Origin of the sequence: Kitasatospora nipponensis (assembly GCF_039528135.1) — a bacterium.
GTDB classification, from domain to species: domain Bacteria; phylum Actinomycetota; class Actinomycetes; order Streptomycetales; family Streptomycetaceae; genus Kitasatospora; species Kitasatospora nipponensis.
This window is the reverse complement of sequence record NZ_BAAALF010000069.1, coordinates 1-19796: the sequence shown is the minus strand read 5'-3', so window position 1 is coordinate 19796 and position 19796 is coordinate 1. Positions and strand designations below refer to the sequence as shown.

The 19796-nt window shown below is 71.6% G+C and carries 18 protein-coding genes and 1 pseudogene; 11 read left to right on the top strand and 8 right to left on the bottom strand.

Annotated features, from left to right (window positions below; translation table 11 throughout):
• The first annotated feature begins 430 nt into the window (after positions 1–430).
• Positions 431–736, top strand: a complete 306-nt coding sequence (locus tag ABD323_RS19970) for a putative quinol monooxygenase (protein WP_344443099.1) — start codon at positions 431–433, stop codon at positions 734–736.
• A gap of 23 nt (positions 737–759) precedes the next feature.
• Here the strand turns inward: ABD323_RS19970 and ABD323_RS19965 are convergent, their stop codons facing one another.
• The 3 genes from ABD323_RS19965 to ABD323_RS19955 form a co-directional block, all read right to left on the bottom strand.
• Positions 760–1365 (bottom strand): TetR/AcrR family transcriptional regulator, encoded by a 606-nt coding sequence (locus ABD323_RS19965; RefSeq protein ID WP_344443098.1) that lies wholly within the window; start codon positions 1363–1365, stop codon positions 760–762.
• 132 nt (positions 1366–1497) lie between these two features.
• Positions 1498–2346, bottom strand: a complete 849-nt coding sequence (locus tag ABD323_RS19960) for an NmrA family NAD(P)-binding protein (RefSeq protein WP_344443097.1) — start codon at positions 2344–2346, stop codon at positions 1498–1500.
• Complete coding sequence (locus ABD323_RS19955) at positions 2343–2768, bottom strand: nuclear transport factor 2 family protein (protein ID WP_344443096.1); 426 nt, start codon at positions 2766–2768, stop codon at positions 2343–2345. The genes ABD323_RS19960 and ABD323_RS19955 overlap by 4 nt, the downstream gene beginning before the upstream one ends.
• 278 nt (positions 2769–3046) lie before the next feature.
• On the opposite strand from ABD323_RS19955, the pseudogene ABD323_RS19950 reads away from it, so the two are divergent.
• The 3 genes and pseudogenes from ABD323_RS19950 to ABD323_RS19940 all read left to right on the top strand — a co-directional run.
• Positions 3047–3336 (top strand): annotated as a pseudogene (locus ABD323_RS19950) (helix-turn-helix domain-containing protein); the annotation flags it as partial.
• 340 nt (positions 3337–3676) lie between these two features.
• The gene (locus tag ABD323_RS19945) at positions 3677–4552 is read left to right on the top strand and encodes a hypothetical protein (RefSeq protein ID WP_344443095.1); all 876 of its coding nucleotides are present in this window, start codon (positions 3677–3679) and stop codon (positions 4550–4552) included.
• Between the two features lie 811 nt (positions 4553–5363).
• Positions 5364–6404, top strand: coding sequence for an SGNH/GDSL hydrolase family protein (locus tag ABD323_RS19940; protein ID WP_344443094.1), 1041 nt, complete (start codon positions 5364–5366; stop codon positions 6402–6404).
• 240 nt (positions 6405–6644) lie between these two features.
• On the opposite strand, the gene ABD323_RS19935 is transcribed toward ABD323_RS19940, so the two are convergent.
• Entirely contained in the window at positions 6645–7319 is a 675-nt protein-coding gene (locus tag ABD323_RS19935; protein WP_344443093.1) for an HAD family hydrolase, read from the bottom strand.
• 527 nt (positions 7320–7846) lie between these two features.
• Here ABD323_RS19935 and ABD323_RS19930 point away from each other — a divergent pair.
• On the top strand, positions 7847–8854 hold the full coding sequence (locus ABD323_RS19930) for a terpene synthase family protein (RefSeq protein WP_344443092.1): 1008 nt from the start codon (positions 7847–7849) through the stop codon (positions 8852–8854).
• Positions 8855–9213: 359 nt separating this feature from the next.
• Positions 9214–9792 carry an SMI1/KNR4 family protein gene (locus ABD323_RS19925; RefSeq protein WP_344443091.1) on the top strand — a complete coding sequence of 193 codons (579 nt, stop codon included), beginning with the start codon at positions 9214–9216 and terminating at the stop codon, positions 9790–9792.
• Between the two features lie 128 nt (positions 9793–9920).
• Here ABD323_RS19925 and ABD323_RS19920 read toward each other — a convergent pair whose 3' ends face one another.
• A complete protein-coding gene (locus ABD323_RS19920; protein WP_344443090.1) occupies positions 9921–12041 on the bottom strand; it encodes a hypothetical protein in 2121 nt (706 codons plus the stop codon).
• Between the two features lie 326 nt (positions 12042–12367).
• Complete coding sequence (locus tag ABD323_RS19915) at positions 12368–13063, bottom strand: GntR family transcriptional regulator (protein WP_344443089.1); 696 nt, start codon at positions 13061–13063, stop codon at positions 12368–12370.
• A gap of 150 nt (positions 13064–13213) precedes the next feature.
• Here ABD323_RS19915 and ABD323_RS19910 point away from each other — a divergent pair, with 150 nt between their 5' ends.
• Positions 13214–14089, top strand: a complete 876-nt coding sequence (locus ABD323_RS19910) for an SCO6745 family protein (RefSeq protein WP_344443088.1) — start codon at positions 13214–13216, stop codon at positions 14087–14089.
• Positions 14090–14188: 99 nt separating this feature from the next.
• On the opposite strand, the gene ABD323_RS19905 is transcribed toward ABD323_RS19910, so the two are convergent.
• The gene (locus ABD323_RS19905; protein ID WP_344443086.1) at positions 14189–15217 is read right to left on the bottom strand and encodes a pentapeptide repeat-containing protein; all 1029 of its coding nucleotides are present in this window, start codon (positions 15215–15217) and stop codon (positions 14189–14191) included.
• Positions 15204–15596: a hypothetical protein gene (locus ABD323_RS19900; protein ID WP_344443085.1), complete on the bottom strand. Its 393-nt coding sequence runs from the start codon at positions 15594–15596 to the stop codon at positions 15204–15206. Before ABD323_RS19900 ends, ABD323_RS19905 begins: the two co-directional genes overlap by 14 nt.
• Before the next feature lie 296 nt (positions 15597–15892).
• Here ABD323_RS19900 and ABD323_RS19895 point away from each other — a divergent pair, with 296 nt between their 5' ends.
• The 4 genes from ABD323_RS19895 (at position 15893) to ABD323_RS19880 (ending at position 19715) form a co-directional block, all read left to right on the top strand.
• Positions 15893–16699 carry a YhjD/YihY/BrkB family envelope integrity protein gene (locus tag ABD323_RS19895; RefSeq protein ID WP_344443084.1) on the top strand — a complete coding sequence of 269 codons (807 nt, stop codon included), beginning with the start codon at positions 15893–15895 and terminating at the stop codon, positions 16697–16699.
• 130 nt (positions 16700–16829) lie between these two features.
• Positions 16830–17225, top strand: coding sequence for a nuclear transport factor 2 family protein (locus ABD323_RS19890; protein ID WP_344443083.1), 396 nt, complete (start codon positions 16830–16832; stop codon positions 17223–17225).
• A gap of 114 nt (positions 17226–17339) precedes the next feature.
• The gene (locus tag ABD323_RS19885; protein ID WP_344443081.1) at positions 17340–18674 is read left to right on the top strand and encodes an MFS transporter; all 1335 of its coding nucleotides are present in this window, start codon (positions 17340–17342) and stop codon (positions 18672–18674) included.
• 69 nt (positions 18675–18743) lie between these two features.
• The gene (locus ABD323_RS19880; RefSeq protein ID WP_344443080.1) at positions 18744–19715 is read left to right on the top strand and encodes a sigma-70 family RNA polymerase sigma factor; all 972 of its coding nucleotides are present in this window, start codon (positions 18744–18746) and stop codon (positions 19713–19715) included.
• Positions 19716–19796 lie beyond the last annotated feature (81 nt).

Here is a 19796-nt window from a genome sequence, read left to right as displayed (position 1 = left end):
AAGCAGTCGTCGGGCCGACGCTGGAAACGACATCGACCTGCTGCTCATGCTCGTCAGCGTCGCGCTCCAGGCCCATGCCAACCGCTGGCCGGCACCTCCACCGACCAAGTGCAGCATCAACCGGCATGGAACCCGGCCACCTTGAGAATTACCAAGTCCGAGGGTGGTCACCAGGCGAGACGGAAGCCGACGGGTTCGGGGACGGAGTAGAGCCCGGACTGGAAGGTTCCCTCGGCGGCGGCGGCGATTTACCTGTCGGGAACGGTGTCAGAGGTGTCGTTTCCGCCGCTTCAGTCGGATCGCGGTCTCCGTAACGTCGTCGGTGGGCGGTGCGGGAGCGATCGCACACCACCACACCGTGCAGCACCGCACCGACCACCAGGAACGGCGACCTCCGGACGAGCGTCCGGACCGAACGAAGGATGGTGACATGACGCTCGAGCTGGGTGTGCTGGCACTGCTCCAGGCCAAGCCGGGCAAGGAGGCCGAGCTCGCGGCGTTCCTGGAGGGCGGGCGCGCGATCGTGGCGGAGGAGCCCGCCACCCGCGTCTGGTACGCGTTCCAGGTCGACGGCAGCACGTTCGGGATCTTCGACGCCTTCGAGGACGAGGCCGACCGTCAGGAGCACCTGAACGGACGGATCCCCGCCGCCCTCGGGACGGTCGGCGCCGACCTGCTCGCCGCCGCGCCCGACATCCGCCTGGTCGACGTGCTCGCGGTGAAGGACCCCGCCTGACCGCCACACCTGGGAGTGGCTCCTCAACCCTGCGTGCGGGGGTCGGGTGGATCCGAGCAGGTGCCGAGGACGTTGTCGAGGTGGGCCGCGAGAGAGGAGCGCAGGGCGTCGGACGTCATCTGCTGATCGTCGATCAGGTGGGCCACGAGGTCGGCGCGGATGGCGGCCAGCAGGGCATGGGCGCTGAAATCCGCGGCACGGACCCCGGGTACCTGATCCAGTGCCGTACGGAGCGTCTCGTGCCACCAGGCGTAGTGTGCGGCCTGGTAGGGGCTGCTGATTCCCGCGTCCTCCGCTGCCGACATCAGGCTCCGGTGCTCGATCTTGAAGCACAGTGCGGCGTCGAGCAGGTCCGCCACCCGCTGCCGCGGCGAGGTCGTGGCATCCTCCTGTGCCTCCAGCACGGCCTGCTGCAGGGGTTCGAGGCGGGAGCCGATGACGGCGCCGATCAGGCCGGCGCGGTCGCCGAAGCGGCGGAAGAGGGTGCCCTTGCCCACCCCCGCGGCCACGGCGATGTCGTCCATCGACACGCTCTGCGGGCTGCTGCTGGCGGCGAAGAGTGCGTCGGCGGCGGCCAGGACGGCCTCTCGGTTGCGCAGGGCGTCCGCCCGCTCGGCGCGGTGGGCCACGGATCCTCCTCGGTCGTCGGGCCGGCCTGGTCCCGGGAATGATATGCGCCGGTTCGTGCAGTGGCCGCTCGCGCCCGGGTGGCAGCGGGCTCGCCGCCCTCCTCGGATGGTTGATCCGCCGCAGCTGCGGCGTCAGGTGTGCGGCGGGAGTTCGCGTTCGACGAAGGCGCGGAGCGTGCCCGGGGGGCGGCCGGTGAGGCGCTCGACGGCGTCGGAGGTGCGGTCCTCGGCGCCGCCGGCGATGGCGCGGTCCATGCCGGCCAGCATGGTGGCGAACTCCAGGGGGATCTCGGCCGCCCACCGGTCGCGCAGCTGCTCGAAGGTCAGGTGACGGTGGACGACGGGCCGGCCGGTGACCTCGGTGATGGTCGTGGCGACGTCGTCGTAGCTCAGGGGCTGCGGCCCGGTGAGGATCAGGTCGGTGTTGGGGGCCTGTTCGTCGGTGAGGGCGCGTACGGCGACGGCGGCGATGTCCTCGGCGTCGACGAACCCGACCCGCCCACCTCCGGTGGCCGTGAGGATGGCGCCGTCCTCGCGGATGCTGCGTGCGTGGGGCGTGGAGCCGGTGAAGTTCTGCATGAACCAGGAAGGCCGCAGCACCGCCCACTCGTCGAACAGCCGGGGCAGTTCCACGTGGACCCGGCCCACCGCCGGACCGCCCGCGGGGATCGCCGACGAGCTGAGCAGCACCGCGCGGCGCAGGCCTGCCGCGCGGGCCCGGCGGAGGAAGGGCACCATGACGGCGGCCGGATCGGAGGAGCCGACGGGCGGGACGAGGTAGGCGCGGTCGACGCCCTCCAGGGCCTGGTCCCAGGTCGCGGGCCCGTTCCAGTCGAAGCGGACGGCCTGCGCGCCCTCGACCGGGGTGGCTGCGCGGCCGGCGGCCCTGACGCGGTGGCCGTCGGCGATCAGGGCGGCCGTGACCCGGCGGCCGGTGGTGCCGGTGGCCCCGGTGACCAGGGTGGTGCCGGAAGTCGTCATCGGTGCGTTCCCGCGAAGTCGGCGCCGGGCAGGGCCACGGCGTCGGGGTTCCAGTAGTCACGGTAGGAGGTGATGCGCCCGTCCTTCACCGTGACTACGGCGATGTAGGCCATGTCGAAGGGGCTGCCCGTCTCCACGAGGAGGCCGACCCCGCGCATCTCCACCACGATCGTCTCGCTGTCGACGGTCTGATGGATCTTCACGTCGGGGAAGTCGTGCAGGTCGATGTGGTCGGGGTAGTGGCGCATGTAGTCGCCGACGGCGGCCTTCCCCTCGAGGCGCGAGGGCCAGCCCCCGGGCGCGAAGGGGAAGGAGAGGACGCCGCGCTCGTCCCACAGGTCCACCCAGGCGGGGATGTCCTTGTCCAGCAGGAGTTGCAGACCGTGGCGGTACAGCTCCGCGGGTGTCAGGGGAGTCGTCATGATCAGGGATTCCGTTCTGTTCGACGTCGCCATGTTCCGGTCGGCCGGCGGGGTGGCGACATGAAAACGGACCGGCGGTCCGAATATCTGAAGAATACGGACCGCCGGTCCGCTTGGCAATGTGGGGTGCTGCTGCGCGGTCCTGGCTCGCAGGTCGACGGTGGCCAGGCGAGTGGGAGTTGCCGTCGGCCGGCCCCGGATCCGCGACCCTGAGGTGCTGGACGGGCGGGATCCTGACCCTGACAGGGGCAGGCACGAGCGTCTCGGCTCGCTCGATACTGAACGGCACGACCGCCAGAACCCACCGACCGTCCGCGCTGGGCGAGTTCCTCTCCAGTCGACGCGCCCAACTGACGCCGGCCGCCCTCGGCCTGCCGGACTACGGCGACCAGCGCCGGGTCCGGGGCTGCGCCGCGAGGAGGTCGCCCGGCTGGCCGGGGTCAGCGTCGCCTACTGCACCAGGCTGGAGCGCGGCGCCTCGCTCAACGCCTCGCCGCAGGTGCTCGACGCACTGGCCACCGCCCTGGGACTGGACGACGCCGAGCGACGCCATCTGCACGGCCTCGCTCCAAGCCGGCCTGGTACCTGGTCGCCGGCGACGACCGGATGATCCCCCCGGCGGCCCAGCGCGCCATGGCCGAGCGGATCGCACCGTCGAGGTCCCCGGGGCCAGCCACTGCGTCCACGTCTCGCAGCCCGCCGCGACCGCCGACCTCATCAAGCAGGCCGCCCGCGGCTGACCGCCCCCGCCGGCACCAGCAACGCGCACGCGGGCGGCGGCCACTGCAATCCCGTCACCGCCGCCCGGCCAGATCCGATCCGTGCCCCACCCTGCCTACCTCAACATTCGCTCAGATCCCGCACGACCACGCCGCAGTGGGGATACGTTCCATCCCAGGGGGATGCTGATGCGCGATCAACACTGGTCCGACCGCCTGCTGAACGCGGCGCTGGGCGAGCGGCCCGACCCGCGCCACCGCCCCGAGGGGTTCGGGGAGACGCCACCGCCCTGGGCGCGCCACGCCTCCGCGGCCACCGAGTGCCCGGTTCCCCCCGAGGAACAGCGGCAGTTGGAGCGCTGGCTGCGCTGGTGCGTCAAGGAGTTCGGCGCCCCGCAGGGACGGGTGGTCGCGGCGCCAACGCGCACCTTCTACCCAGCCGGGTACCACGGCAGCACCGAGCAGATCGAGGAACTGGTCCGTCGGGTCTGCACGGTGATGCGGGTCGAGGCGGCCGACCTGGAGGTGCGCTACCTCGAGAGTGAGCCCGCCGAGCCCCGCCACCACAGATCCACCACGGTCGGCACCTACCACCGCGAGGACGACCACCCCGTCATCTCCCTGGACCTGCGCGGCCGCGAGGACCCGGCCCGACTGACGGCGATCATCGCCCACGAGCTGGCCCACGTCCGCCTGCGCGGCGAGGGTCGACTCCCCGCATGGGAGCGGGAGGAGGAGAAACTCACCGACTTCCTGACCGTCCACCTCGGCATGGGCGTCTTCACCGCCAACGCCGCCCACACCGTCACCCGGACCGCCCACGGCTGGTCGGCCCTGCCCATGGGCGACCTCACGGAGAAGATGCTGGCCGGCAGCTTCCTCGGCACCACCCACCACCTCGGCTACCTGACCGACCGGCAGTTCGGCTACGCCCTGGCCTGCTGGTCCCACCTGCGCGCCGACCCTGCACCTGGCTGGGCCCACCACCTCACCCCCACCCTCCGCGCCCACCTCCAACGCTGCCTGGCGTACCTGCACCACACGGGCCGCCGCCTGGACGACTGACGAGGCTGTGCCCGTGCGGATCCACCTGACCCGAGACAGCATGACGACGGAACTCCCAAGGGCCACCTGCCGGCAACCGCAGGGCATCGTGGGCCGGTTCGTGCCCCCGTCAGTTGAGTGTCGCTGCCCAGTCGCGCAGGGTTTCGACGTAGAGCTGCGGGTTGTGTGCGGATGAGGGTCTTGGTTGCCATGGCGGATCCGACTCCCGAGCGTCTTGCTGACCTTCTGCTGACGCTGGATCGTCCGACATGCCCCCGATCTGGGAAGAAACGCCAAATGCGTGGTAGGTGGTGGAACTTCATCGGCCGGACCGATGAGGACATCAGGCAGGCCCGCGAGGAGTGGATGAACGGGACCCGCTTCGGCGAGGTGCACGGCTACGACGGTGCCGCTGGAGGGTGGGTGCGGACTGCGGTGGCCCGTACCCACCGGGGGAGTCGCCGGCCCCGGTGGGAGGCTCCTGGGGAGCGGTTGGGACGCCCGGCGCGGCTGGTCTCAATTCGCTGTCTGTGGTCATCTTCAGCAGGGTTCAGTCAGGCCAAAGCTGACTCAATGCTGACTTCCGGGGTCTTCCTGCCGGTCCGGGCCGTCGGATGACGCGGGCAAGGCGGCGCGGTCCTGGGGCGCGGCGAACCCATGATCGTTCTCCCCGATAGACACGCAATTGGCCCCTGTGGTCGACGCGTGCGTGGCGGGCGCGGGGTCCGGCTTCCCGGAGAACTACGTTGCGTATGCGAGTGAATCCGAAGGGTTTCGGTGCGCTCGCGCCTCCCGTGAGTCCCGACGAAAGGGCACAGGCATGTCAGCGGTCATGCGTACAAGGACGAAGTCTCCGGCGGTACGGCGGCTGGCCGCGGCGGCCGTCGCGCTGGGCAGCAGCCTGGCCTTCACCGTCCCGGTGGGAAGCGCCGCCGCGGCGCCCGCCGATGTGGTGCCGACCGTCTTCTTCGGCGACTCCTACACCGCCGACTACGGCATCGCACCCTTCCACGAGGCCGACTCCAACAGGTTGTTCTGCTTCCAGGCGAAGGAGAACTACCCCGCCGTCGCCACCCGTGGCCTCGCGGAGAAGGGCATCACGCTGGACGTCCAGTCGGACGTCTCCTGCTCGGGCGCACTCGTCAGGAACTTCTGGGAGGAGCAGGAGACGCTGCCCGGCTCCGGGCTGAAGGTGCCGGCGCAGCAGGACGCGCTCAAGCATGACACCCGGCTGGTGGTGGGCAGCCTGGGCGGCAACACGCTCGGCTTCACCCGCGTCCTGAAGCAGTGCTCCGACAAGCTCCGTTCCTCGCCGGGCGCCCTACTGCCGGGAACGCCGGTCGACGCGGACCAGCCGGCCGCCACGTGCGGCGAGTACTTCAGCTCCGGGGGCGGGAAGAAGTGGCTGGACGCCCAGTTCGAGCTGGTCGGATTCGACCTGGAGGAGATGCTCGACCGCACCATGTACTTCGCCCCCGACGCGAAGCGCGTCCTGGTCGGCTACCCCCGGCTCGTCCCCGCGGACACCACCAAGTGCATGACGGCAGCACCCGGCCAGAGCGAGCTTCCCTTCGCTGACATCCCCAAGGACGCCCTGCCGGTCCTGGACCAGATCCAGAAGCGCCTGAACGACGTCATGAGGAAGGCCGCCGCTGACAGCGACGGCGGTGCCGGGTTCGTGGACCTCTACGCCCAGACCGGCGGCAACACCGCGTGTGACGGAACCGAGCGGGGCATCGGCGGTCTGCTGGAGGACTCCCAGCTCAAGTTCGGCGACCAGGCGCTCCCGTGGTACGCGCACCCCAACGAGAAGGGCCGCGACATCCAGGCCCAGCGCGTCACCGACAAGGTCGCGGAGACCTTCGGCAAGTAGCCGCCCGGCTTCCTGGCCACCCGCCTTGCCCTGCGCAGGCGTTGAGACCGTTGCTGGTGGCGGCTCGGTCATGACGACGGCGCGGACAGCGAAGGCCCACTCCTGATCAGGGCGATCAGGAGTGGGCTCCCGGTTCGCCGATCACGTCGTGATCGACTCAGGTGTGCTGAAAGGAGCTGGACCCGAGGCAGGGCACGGGATGAATGGGCGGAACGGTTGAGGATCCGCAGCACGCGATGCTCACGTGGCGTTCCGGCTCCCCCTGGATGCATACGCGCCGAATACGGAGGTGTCGAGATCCTTGAGGGACTCCAGTACCAGAGTGGCAATCGCCAAGCGAGGATCGCAGCGATCAGCGGCCTCGGGAACGGCGACGACCGTCATCTGGGCTGACACGCCGGCAAGGATGCCGTTGAGCGAGTCCTCGATCACCACGCATTCGTCGGGTGACGCACCGAGGGCGGCGGCCGCGCGGAGATAGGCGCCCGGGTGGGGCTTGCCGTGTTCGTCGTCCTCGGCCGAAAAGACGGCATCGAAAGATCGGTCAAGGCCGGTGCTCGCGAGCGCCTGCCGAATCACCGACTCCGGCGAAGACGACACGACGGCCATCGTCCTCGATGCACGCGCGCACGCCGCGACGGCCTGTTCGGCGCCGGGTTTCAGCGCCACTCCCTCCAGCCCACGGCACACGGCGGCCACGATCTGCTGCTCGACGTCGGCGGGGTCGGCCTGAAGGGTGGCCCGATCGAACCAATAGGCCACCATGTCCCTCTGCCGCAGCCCGCGCGTCGCCGCCTGCATCTCCGTTGTGAGGTGCAGGCCAAGCGGACCGAACACTTCACGCTTTGCCGCGTCCCAGATCGGCTCGGAGTCGATCAAAAGGCCGTCCAGGTCGAACAGGACAGTCGGTTGCATCGGTTGTTCCTTCGTTGGCGATCACGCGAGGACGAGGCGATTCGCTGCCCCGCCGTGCATGAGCAGATGGTGGTGCGGTCGATGACGATGCTCATGAGCCGCCGGCTGGAACGGCGTCGAGCGTGAACCGTCCCGAGGTGGGCTCGTCGGCCCAGCCCTGGTCGGCCAGCCGCCTCGTCTTCGACCGAACTCCTTCCATACGTGTCGGAACCGGCTCCGGTCCGAGTATGGCGGTGATCTCCTGACAGGACTTCACCGGCCTCCCGCCGGATGCTTGTCCGGTGAGCACCGGCTCCCGGGCCGGCTTCACCTGCCTGTCCGGTCTGCGGCCCGGACAGAACCTCGCCGACGCGCTGCCGGGCGATCAGCCACTCGTGCCAGGCCGCACCTCCAGCAATGGGCAACCCAACAGCCCGCGTATGTCCCGCCATGCCAGCATGGTGCCTGAACTGAGGAAACCGGCCGATCAAGTTCGTTACGAAAACGGCTTCTTGGGCCAGATCGTGCCCAGCTCCCATGGAGGACCCGTGCCACAGGACATAGCCTTCGACCTCCCGTTCCCCCTCGCTCTCAGCCCCGACCTCGAAGGCGCGCGGCGCCGCAATCTGGAGTGGGTGCAGCACCTGGGCCTGGTCGGGGAGGGCCGTTCGCTGGAGTGGTACGTCTCCTGGGACATGCCACGCCTGGCCGCGCACGGCTTCCCCTACGCCCAAGGTCCGGCCCTGGACCTGTGCGCGGACGCGATGGCGTTCTTCTTCGTCTTCGACGACCAGTTCGACGGCCGGCTCGGCCGGGATCCCGCCGGGGTCGCCCGGGCGTGCCAGCGGCTGATCGACATCGTGCACGGTGCCGGGCCGCGGGCCGGCGCGGACCCGTGCGCGGTGGCGTTCGCCGACGTCTGGGCGCGCAGCACCGACGGCGCCCATCCCGGCTGGGTCGCTCGGACTGCACACGAGTGGGAGTACTACTTCGCCGCCCAGGCCCACGAAGCGGTGGGCCGGCTCCGAGGGACACCGGCGGACATGCAGACCTACCTCCAGGTTCGGCGCGGCACCGCCGGCACCGACCTGCCGCTGTCCCTCGGGGAGAGAGCCGCCGGCATCAACGTTCCCGCCGCCGCGTTCCACAGCCCGCAGCTGCGGATCATGCGCCAGGCCGCCATCGACGTCACCTTCATGTGCAACGACGTCTACTCCCTGGAAAAGGAGGAGGCGCGCGGCGACATGGACAACCTGATCCTGGTCATCGAGCACAGCCGCCACGGTGGCCGCGACGAAGCCATCACCGAAGCCTGCGGGGAAGTCCGTCAGCGCGTCGAGCGATTCCAGGAGCTCGCTCGGCAGGTGCCCGGCCTTTGCGCACAGCTGGGACTGACCGGCGACGAGGTGGCCGACGTGCGCGCGTACGTCGACGTCATGGCCGCGTGGATGAGCGGTTACCACGCCTGGCAGACCCGGACCCACCGCTACACCCACGCACCCGACGTCCTACCCCACACCGGTCCCGGCTACTTCGACCAGGTACTCGGCGCGTAACCCCGCTGCCACGACCAGCGCTTCGACACGCGGCAGATCAGGAGGCGCCCGCAGGGGCGTCCTCCTGCTCCAGGGCACAAGGGAAGCTGGCCGGCGCGCCGGCCACTGACAGCGCTCCGCCCGGAACGACATCGCTCTCCGCGCTCCCCCCACGGTTGGCCGGCCCCAACCCGTGGGGAACGGAAGGGTGGGGGTCAGGTCCGGGGGCGTCTGTGGCAGGGTTGAGCGGCCCGGTTGCTGACCCTTCGCCGACCCCTGCCTGGCTGGTCGTCAGAGTGGTGTTCGGGACCCCGGCCCGGTCCTGGACGCCGCGCGGCACCGCCGACCGGCCCCACCCGAACGATTCAAGAGGTGTGTGGATGGACTACGTCGCGGCTCTTCGTGCAGTGATCGGCGATCTGGCAGGAGAGCAGGCTCCGCCGGGCGGCTGGGAGCGCCTGGCGGAGGTGGCGGGAACCGACGTTCCGCCGGACCTGCGGCAGATCGTCGAGTACTGCGCCCCCGTCCAGTTGAACGGGCACCTGATCCTCTGGCATCCGAACACCGAGCTCTTCAACATGAGCGAGAAGGTCGCCCAGTACGTCGACATCCTTCGGGGTGTCGACTGGGAGAGCCATGGTGCGCTGTTCCGCGGTGCCCACCCGGAGTTCGGTGGCCGGGACGGGTTGATCCTCGTCGCGATGACGGACCGGCGGGAGTACGTGTTCGTCGCACGTGCCGCGGAGGGCGACGGCTGGAGCGTCGTCGGCCTTTCGGGGGACGGTGACACGTTCTACGAGTACGACTGGAGCTTCGCCGAGTGGCTCTACCGGTACTGCGCCGGTGAGGAGTTGATCGGCCCGGACAGCGAGGCCAACTACCCGGGGCCGCTGCTGGTCGAACTCCTGCCGCGACGGCGGGGCGAGCACGTGGTCACCCTGCGCGGCCCCCGGCGCTAGGACCCGGCTGGGGACCGGTGGGCTGAGGCCGAGCCGGTGCATCGGCCTCGTCGCCCCGGAGGCGGGCTCCCGAGCCCTCCGCGCCGGGCGGGTGAGGCTCGGCGCGGAGGGTGGGAGGGGAAAGCGGGTCAGAGCTGCTGAGCCTTCTTCACCAGCTTCTCGGCCTGCGCCGTCAGCTGGTCGGCCTGGTCGCCGTCCAGCTTCTTGTCGCCGAACGCGGCCTTGTCGAGCAGCTGGGCGATCTTGGCGACGAGCGCGTCGCGCTCCGCGCCGAGAGCGGTCAGCTTGGCGGTGCTGTCCAGGTACTGGGCGTCGCCCGGGGCGCTGGAGGCGATGCCCTTGGTGGCGGCCTGCAGCGTGGCGGCGGCGAACTCGCCGACACCCGCGTTCAGCTGCTTGTAGGCCGCGGCCAACTCCTCGTAGTCGTAGCCGTGCTGACCCACCAGGGCGCGCGGACGGGCCCAGTTCTCGATGTACTCGGTGAGCACCCGGCCGTCGGAGAGGTAGGGGTCCTTGAGGCCGAGCAGCGCCAGCATGGTGGGCCGGATGTCGGTGTGGTCGGACCACACGTCACCGGTCTCGCCCAGGTTGCGGATGCCCGGGCCGGCCAGGCCCAGCCAGGTGGTGTTGATGTCCGGTGCGAAGTCGCCGTGGTTCCAGGCGTAGGCCGGGCCGAGCGCCACGCAGGTCGGGGTGCAGTTGTTGGCACCCGCGTAGACGTAGTAGTCCGGGTTGGCGAAGGAGGTGAAGGTCGGCGTCCGCAGCGGGTCACCGGTCTGCATGTGCAGGATCTTCTGCTCCGCCTGGTCGGCCAGGTAGCTGGAGACCACGTCCGTCCTGCCGGTGATCGGGTTGACCGCCGTCACCTTGGACCAGGCCTGCTCGAACGCCCGGGTCGTCGGGTCGTTCGGGCCGGGCTGCCCGTTCAGGTAGAAGTTCGGCGCCGAGTCGGCGTGCACCTGGAACGGGGTGGTGACGCCCTGCTGGGTGGCCAGCAGGCCACGGGCGTTGGCGTTCACCTCGCCGATCTGGCTGTACGTGCACGGCACGGTGACGCCGTCGCAGTTCGCCGGGGTCGGCTTGCCGCCCACGAAGTGGTCGTTCTCGTCCGAGGTGACCACGAAGAGGGTGTTGTCCGCGTTCAGGCCGTCCTTGTGGATCCGGTCGAAGAACGTGCCGAAGGCGTCGTCGTAGGACTTCAGCTGTGCCACGTAGTTGGCCTCGCCGGGGCCCATCGCACCGGAGTTGGCGCCGTGCTGGTCGTGCGCGTCCGAGATGTAGGCGTAGGTGACCGGCACGCCGGACTCCTGCATCTGGGCCACGTAGCCGAGGGAGTTGTCGGCGGTCATCCCGTCGAAGCCCGGGAAGCCCGGGTTGCCCTTCGGATCGGTGATCCGGGCGCCGGCGGTGCTGCGCACCACGCCGTCCTTGCTGATCGCCGGGTCCACGCTCTTGGCACCGAACAGCGCCTGGTAGCCGTTGTAGCCGCCCGGCTCGTCCGGCAGCAGGTCCGCGCTGGTCGAACCCTTCGCGCAGACCGCGGAGTTCTGGGCGCAGTGGATGCCGATGCCGACGTAGTCGGCCTGTGCCTTGGCCTGGTCGGCCTTGGCCTCGGCGGCCTGCGCGGAGTTGGCGCCGAAGACCTTGTTGATGTCGACGGTGGTGTTCTCGAGGATCGTGTTGGCCGCGGAGACGGCGCCGAAGTCGCAGCCCGCCTTGGTGTAGGCGGCCCACGGCGCCGGGGCGTTCCTGCCGTCCGGGCCGACCATGGTCGGGGCCGCGTCGGCGGGCGTCGGCACCGAGGTGTCGGCCACCCCGTCGGTCCAGTAGGCGAAGCTGCTGGCCGAGTTGGTGGTGCCGTCCGGCTTGTAGTAGCGGTACGAGTTGGACACCGCCTGCCCGTGCCGGTCGCCGTAGGTACCCGTCAACGAGGTCAGGATGTCGTTGCCGGTGTGGGCGATCAGCGGGGTGTGGTGGTTGGTGGACAGCGTCCCGTTGCTCTCCAGGAAGTCGAGCAGGTGCGGCATCTGCTCCAGGTCCGAGGGAACGTTCGGGTTGTCCCGGGTGAAGTGCACATTGTCGAACTGCAGGTAGATCACGTGCTGCACATCGCGGCCGTCGGCCGAGATCTGACAGCCCGTCGTGTCACGGCGGTGGTGGTCGGACTCGGCGGTCGCCGCACCGGCGGAGACCATGGCGAGTCCCAGTCCGGCCGCGAGCGACAGGGCCAGCAACTTGCTCTTGCGCATCCTGCTCCCTCTCAAGGCGCGATCGCGCGCCCGCGACGGAACGCGCGTAGATCGCCGATCGGGGGGCACGTGCGAGCCCCCCGTCGTGCGTGCCACAGGCTGCCACAGCTGGGCTGAACGCAACAGGAGGCGTGGGCGCATCGGGAGTTAAGTCGCGGTGAATTGGGGATAGTTGGGAGTGCCACCCGGGCCCGTGCGATGTCGTGATCACTCTTCTCCAGGGCCGCCCGCGCCCACCACGATGCCGCCGGGATGCTCGTCGACGAGGAGCTCGTGCGGGCCCTGGGCCGGTCGGCGACCTGGCCGGGCCGCCACCCGACGGCACGTCACCAGCCGGCCTGCTCCGATGCGTCGGTCAGGGCGGCCGCGGTGAGGGTGAGGTGCTGGACCAGGACCGCGGCTGCGGTGTCGGCGTCGCGGGCCAGTGCCGCCTCCTCCAGCCGGCGGTGTTCCTCCACGCCGTCCCGGCCGGGGGTGCGGTGCGCCGACCAGCGGCGGGCCAGCTCGCTCGCGGTCCACAGCCGGTCGAAGGTCTCCAGGAGGGGGTGGTTGCCGCACCCTTCCAGCAGGGTGCGGTGGAAGGCCCGGTGCGCCTCGGCCCAGGCGTCGGTGTAGTACTCGCCTTCCTGCGGCACGTACGCCGGGGTGCGGACCAGGCGGTGGTGCGCGGCCCGCACGCGGGCCTCCCAGTCGAGGTCGCCGCGCTCGATGGACATCCGCAGGACGACCGGTTCGACGGTCCGGCGGGCTTCCGCGATCTCCTGCCAGCGGCGGTCGGAGAAGGACGGGACCGCGAAACCGCGGTTGGGCAGTCGGTCGGCCAGCCCCTCGCCGACCACCCGCACGAGCGCCTCGCGCACCACCGCCAGGCTCACGCCCTGCTCCTTGGCCAGGTCCTGCGGCTTGAGGGGGGCGCCGGGGCGGTGCTCCCCGCGCATGATCGCCTCCCGCAGGTGTGCGTAGACCTGCTCGGAGAGCATCTGCTTCCCCGGCGGGGCCGAGGGGTGGGCCGTTTGATTCATGGGTTCATCCTAGACGATGGATAGATGATCCCCTTGATAATCGATTATATGTGTTACGGTCGATTCGGCCGATGAGGACGCCCTCCCGTCCGCCGGAACGGCACACGCCCGCACGACAGCGCAGCCCGACCCCCCGGAGGCACCACCGCCATGCATCTCGACGACCTTCCCGGCTCCGCCCGCCCCGGCGACGACGGCCCGATGGACCTGACCGCCGTCAGCGACGTCAGCCGCGCCGTCAGCGCCGCCCACCTGTTCGTCTACTTCGCCCCCGAGAGCGCCGAGGAGGCGGCCGTGCTCGGCGTGACCGACCGCGGGCCGGCCTACCTGGCCTTCCGGTCGGCCGCGATGGGTGCGGTTCCGTGGCAGGTGACGCTGGCGGCCTTCTACAACTTCAGCCCACGGGCCGTGCGGGCCATGGCGGGCGTGTGGGACGCCGCGCCGCCCGAGCGCTGGCAGGCCGCGCGGTTCCTGGCCGTCGGCCGGGCGATGCGGCGCGTCGACGTCCGCCTCACGGACGACCACCTGGCCCAGGCGCGCTCGCTGATCGACCCGGTCGTCGCCGGCGCCGACTACGCCGGCAAGGTGCTGGCCGCTGCGAACGCCTCGGTCCCGCTTCCCCCCGATCCGCTCGTCGCGCTCTGGCAGCAGATCACGGTGGCGCGCGAGTGGCGCGGCGACGCCCATCTCGTCGTCCTCGCCGACAACGGCCTCGGGCCGTGCGACTGCCTCGTTCTGCACGCCGCGACCGGCCGCCTCCCGGCAGCCCTCGCGCGCGCGACCCGTCAGTGGAGCGACGAGGAGTGGAGCGCGGCGACGGCACGTCTCGTCGCGCGCGGCTGGCTCGACTCCCGCGCCGCGCTCACCACCGCCGGCACGGCGGCACGCGAGCGCATCGAGGTGGAGACGGACGAGCACTGCGCCGCGCTGTGGGCGCCGATCGGCACCGCAGGTGCCCGCCGCTTCGCCGCGCTCAGCGCGCCGATCGCCGGGGCGAGCACCGCGGCGGCGTCCCACGCCAGTTGACCGCCGCCGGTGGCATGGCCGCCCAGCCGTGGATCCCGCCACCCCGTGGCCTCGTCGGCAGCGTGTCGGCCGCTGGCGCCCAGGACACCGGCCCGGCCGTCAGCGTCGGGGGCCGACGGGTGTCGGCGACGGCGTGCGGCTGCCCGCCGACTCGGTGCCCTCCGTTCCCCGGACCTCGAAGATCCCCGGAGCGATCTCCGTGGATCTGCTGCGGATGTCCTCCTCGACCGTGACGGGCCAGACCGTACCCAGCGACCACCGGATTCCCACCAGCCACGTCCTGGTGAGATCGGCGCCGAGGAGACGGGTGTCGACCAGGTCGGCGCGGGCCAGGTTCGCCCCGGTCAGGTCGGCACCGGTCAGGTCGGCGCCGCTCAGATCGGCATCGGCGAGGTTCGCGCGGGCGAGGTCGGCACCGGTGAGGTCGGCCCGGGCCAGTACGGCGCCGCCAAGGTAGGCGTGGGTCACATCGGTGTTCGTCAGAATCGCGCGGCTCAGGTCGGTGCCGGCCAGCTTGGCGCGCGTGAGTCTGGCGCCGGTCAGGTCGGCATCGGCCAGGTTCGTGCGGGTCAGATTGGCACGGCTCAGGTCGGCCTCGGTCAGGCCGGCACGGCTCAGGTCGGCATGGGCCAGGTAGGCGTCGGTCAGGTCGGCGCCGCTCAGCTCGGCGTGCCCCAGGCGGGCACCGGTCAGGTCGGCGCCGCTCAGGTCGGCCCGCGTCAGGTTCGCGCGGGTGAGGTTCGCGCGGGTGAGGTTGGCCCGGGCCAGGTCGGCGCGGGCCAGGTCGGCACCGGCCAAGTCCGCCTGGACCAGGTCGGTGCCCGGCTGGAGCATCCTGCTCGCGGGAGCAGGGCGCGCGTCGGTCTCGCCAGGGTTCGCGCCCGCGAGGCCGGGGCCGTGCGGATCAGGACCGTGCGGATCGGTGTCGGTCACGCCGTCGTCCCCGCGCGGCTGGGCAGCCCCGAGGGCGGTGTCGGGCTGGCCCCGCAGGCCCCGGAAGACCGGGTGTGCACGGGTGACCAGGGCCCAGACGCCCTCGCGCGGGGAGGACCGATCGTTGGAGAAGATCGGGTGGGTGCGGTTGACGAGCGACCAGAGCTGCGCCAGGGCGGATTCAGTGCGTGTCATGCGTGCTCCCGGCCTCCCGTGCAGGTTGGGCCCGGTGCGGGAGGGCCGTGTTCGGCCGAGGTGCGGGGGCGTCGGGGGGAGCGGCCAACAGCCCCGGAGCGGCTTGCGACTGCAGCGCTTCGAGGATCCTGGGCGCCGCGATCCCCGAGAGCACCGCACCGAAGCCGCCGGACACCTGGCCGGACTCGGCGAGGGCGACGGCGACCCCGATGCCCAGAGCCGTCCGCAACACGCCGGCCAGCACGTAGAGACTCAGGGAGGCCGCGCCCCGCCCCTGCCACGGCAACCTCCTGCGCTCCTGCACCGACTTGCGGAGGTCAGCCAGTTCCACCAGCGTCGATCCCAGCGCCCCCCACAGGCCGGCTTGCCACCACGGCACACGCGCCTCCTCCCGAACCCCGAACAGTTCCGGCCTCAGACTTTCACGAAGGCCGCGGCCGGGGAACGGAGTTGCCGGCTTCCCCACGCGCGGTTGGTGGCTCGCGGTGTCCCGGTGAGGTACGCCGTTCGCATGGTGCTCCTCGCGTCGTTCCGGTGGGAGCGGGCGGTCGGGCGGGCCGGGGTGGATGCTGGGCGGCGGCACCGCGGGAGCAGGGTGGTCCGTCGTGCCGCGGACAGCAGCAGCCGGGCCGGTCTGGGGGCGCGAGGTCATTGAGGTTCGAGGACTGGTGGGCCGTGCGTCGCCTGCGACGGTCGGCCCGGGTGAGCCGGGAGCGGTACGCCGGCTCGTCCGCGCGGGCACTGCGCGACCGGCTGCGGTCCGCCCACGTCGTCAATCGGGCCATGGTGCTGGCGGCCACGCTCCTGCTCTGCTTCTTCCCGTTCGTGATCATCACCAACGCGCTGGCCGGCCGGACAGCGGTGCTGGGGCTGGTACGGCGACTGGGCCTGGACCAGCAGGCGGCAGCCGAGGTGAACGGTCTGTTCGCGGCGTCGACCACCACGGACAACGCCGTCTCCGGGGCCTCGTCGGTGTTCTTCGTGCTCGGCGGCATCGCCGGGATCTCGGCGCTGCAGGAGCTCTACCAGGAGTTGTTCGCCCTCCCGGGCCGCGGCGCCAGGGACCTGCCGCACCGGGTCGCCGGACTGGCCGTGGTGATGGGGGGCGCGGTGCTGTCGGCCTGGCTGGTGCCGCACCTGCGCCATGCCGGCGGCCCGGCGCTGCTGGGCGTGGTCGGCCTGCCGTCGCTGGTGGCCTTCTGGTGGCTGCTGGTGTGGATCCTGCTGGCGGGCCGTATCCCCTGGCGGGAGTTGTTCCCGTCCGCCTGCGCCACCGGTGGGTACTACTACGGGATGGCGGTGGTGTTCTCGTTCACCGCCTCGGACATGATCACCTCGAACTCGCGGAAGTACGGGGCGATCGGTGTGGTCTTCGCCGTCATGTCCTGGCTGATCGCCATCGGGGTGGTGGTGATCCTGGGCGCGGTGACCGGCATCGTGTGGCGGGAGCGGGAGCGGGAGCGGGAGCGGAAACGGGAGTAGGAGCGGGAGTGGGAGCGGGCCATCCTCCGGAAGGGCCGCCAGGAGCGCGGTGCGCAGGGACAGGTGACAACGTACCCACGGGTAACTATTCTCCAGGCACCCTGTCAACGAGGTGAATGGAGGCAGTCGGGTGCACCCCTTCCGCAAGGCCGTCGAGGCCCACGACCACCAGGCGATCCCGGCGCTGCTGGCGCCGGACGCCGTCTTCCTCAGCCCGGTCGCCTTCGCGCCCTACGAGGGCCGCGCCATGGTGGCGGCGATCCTGCGCGGGGCCGACCGGGTCTTCGAGGACTTCCGCTACGTTCGTGAGATCGCCGACGGCGCGAGCCTCGCGCTGATGTTCAAGGCCCGCGTCGGCGGACGGGAGGTGCACGGCTGCGACTTCCTGGAACTCGACGACGAGGGGCTGATCAAGGAGCTCTGCGTGATGGTGCGGCCGCTGTCGGCCGCGAACGCGCTCTCCGAGGCGATGCGGGTGCAGTTCGAGACCATCCGCGCCGAACTCTCGGCGGACCGGCCGGCCTGACGGGACGTTCGGGCCCCCATGGGGTGGCCGACCGGTCAACCGACCGGCCGGCCGCAGCGCAGCGCGCACCCCGCCGCTTGACTTCAAGCGGACTTGAGCTGCTTGCCTGGCCGGATGATCTCAGCACACCTGCTCCGGCGGCTGCCCCAGGGGTACCGACCGCTCTTCGCCCACCGCCCGTTCCGGCGGCTGCTCCCCGCCCTGGCACTGTCCGACCTCGGCGACGGGATGAGCGTGGTGGCGGTGGCATGGCTGGCGGTGCAGATCTCCCCGCCGGGCGCGCGCGGACCGCTGATCGGAGCCGCCACCGCCGCCTACATCCTGCCGGGCGCCGTGGGCGCCCTGCTGCTGGGCCGTCGGCTGCGTTCGCTGCCCGCCCACCGGCTGATCCGGGCGAACGCCTGGACCCGCGCCCTGTTCCTCGGCTGCATCCCGCTCGCCTGGGCGCTCGGCGCGCTGCGTCCCGCCGTCTACCTCACGCTGCTCGCCGGCTCGTCCCTGCTGCACGCCTGGGGCGGCAGCGCCAAGTACGCCCTGGCCGCCCAGGCCCTGCCCGCCGAGCAGCACCTGGCCGCCAACGCGCTGCTCAGCACCAGCACCTGGGTGTCCACGATCCTCGGCCCGGCGCTCGCCGGGGTCCTCGCGGTGGCCGTCGCCCCGGCCTGGATCATCGGCCTGGACGCCCTGTCCTTCGCCGCACTGGCCCTCCAGGCCACGCGCTTGGGCGAACCCGACACCCCGGTGCCCGCCGGGCCGGTCCCCGACGCCCGACCGGCCGACGTCCTGCGCCTGCTGCGCAACCGGCCCGAGCTGCTCGGCCTGCTCGCGGTGACCTGGCTGTTCAACCTCTTCTACGGTCCCGTCGAGGTCGCGCTGCCGCTCTTCGTCGCCCAGGACCTGCACGCCGGGGCGGGCACCCTCGGCCTGTACTGGGCCGCGTTCGGCCTCGGCGCGGTCACCGGCGCCCTGGCCGTCGGCGCGCTGCGCACCCTCGCGCTGTGGCCTGTCCTGCTGGGCATCATCGCCGGTCACGGCCTGGCCATGCTGCCCTTCGGACTGCACGCGCCGGTCGTGTTCTCCCTGGGGGGCTTCGCCCTGGGCGGCGTGATCTACGGCCCCTACAGCGCGCTGGCGTTCAAGGCGTTCCAGGACCACACCCCGGCGACCCTGCTCACCGCCGTCCTCGCCCTGCGTGCCTCCGTCCTGCTGACGGCGTCGCCCGTCGGCGCGGCCCTGGGCGGACCCCTCACCACCGCCGTGGGTCCCCGCGAGGTGCTGACCGGGACGGGCGTCGCCATGCTCCTCGTCGCCGCCTGCGCGGCCGCCCTGTGGACCTACGGCGTCAGGCGCCCTGCGCCGGGACAGCGGCTTCGTCGCAGCGGGTGGCGAGCGACGGCACCGCGCGGCGCACGGCTCGAGGGGGCGGAAGCGGCGGACGGCGATCGGTGAGGGCCGCGGTACGCCTGTGGTCGTCGCGGTAGGGTCGCCGCAGTCGTGGCACCGGAGAGGTGGGGGAAGATGGCGCCCGTCGCAGAGGATTTCGACCAGCGGATCGACGCGTACCGGTCGGAGCTCCTGGCGCACTGCTACCGGATGCTGGGATCGGTCCACGATGCCGAGGACCTGGTCCAGGAGACCTACCTGCGGGCGTGGCGCGCGCGGGACCGGTACGACCGGGATCGGGCGTCGGTCCGCACCTGGCTGTACCGCATCGCGACGAACGCCTGTCTGACCGCGCTCGAGGGTCGGGGCCGGCGTCCCCTGCCGTCGGGCCTGGTGGACCCGAGCGAGGATCCGTGCGCGCCGTTGGTGCGCGGCGAGGTGACGTGGCTGCAGCCCCTGCCGGACGCGCTGCTCGGGGTGGGCCCGGGCGGGGGCGCGGTGGATCGCGGCTCGCTGCGGCTGGCGTTCGTCGCGGCGGTCCAGCACCTGTCGGCTCGTCAGCGGGCCACGCTGATCCTGCGCGACGTCCTGGACTTCTCCGCGGCGGAGTCGGCCGAGATCCTCGGCATGTCGACCGCGGCCGTCAACAGCGCTCTGCAGCGCGCCCGGGGGCACCTGCGCGAGGTCGGGGTCCCCGAGGACGAGGTCGCGGAGCCGTCGGAGCAGGAGGTGCGTGCGCGGATCGACCGGTTCGTCGAGGCCTTCGAGCGGGCCGACGTGGCCGCGATCAAGCAACTGCTGACCCACGACGTGCTGTTGGAGATGCCGCCGATGGTCAACTGGTTCGTCGGTCGCGAGCACTACGGCGCGTTCATGGAGTGGGTCTTCTCGATGTGCCGGGATTGGCGCACGGCGCGGACCGCGGCCAACGGCCAGCCCGCACTGGCGGCCTACCGGCGGGTCGAGGGCGGTGCCTACCGCCTGCACACCCTCCAGGTGTTCACCGTCACCGCGGCCGGCATCAGCCGCAACACGGTCTTCCAGGACGCCGAGGTGTTCGCCGCCTTCGGGCTGGCGCAGGAGCTGGCGGGAGCGGGCGCGCCGTAGCCGCCGTGCGCCCCGGCCGTCCCGGTGGCGGATTCCAGGGGTTGTTGCAACACGTGGTCGGTTTGATCAGGCTGCGATGAG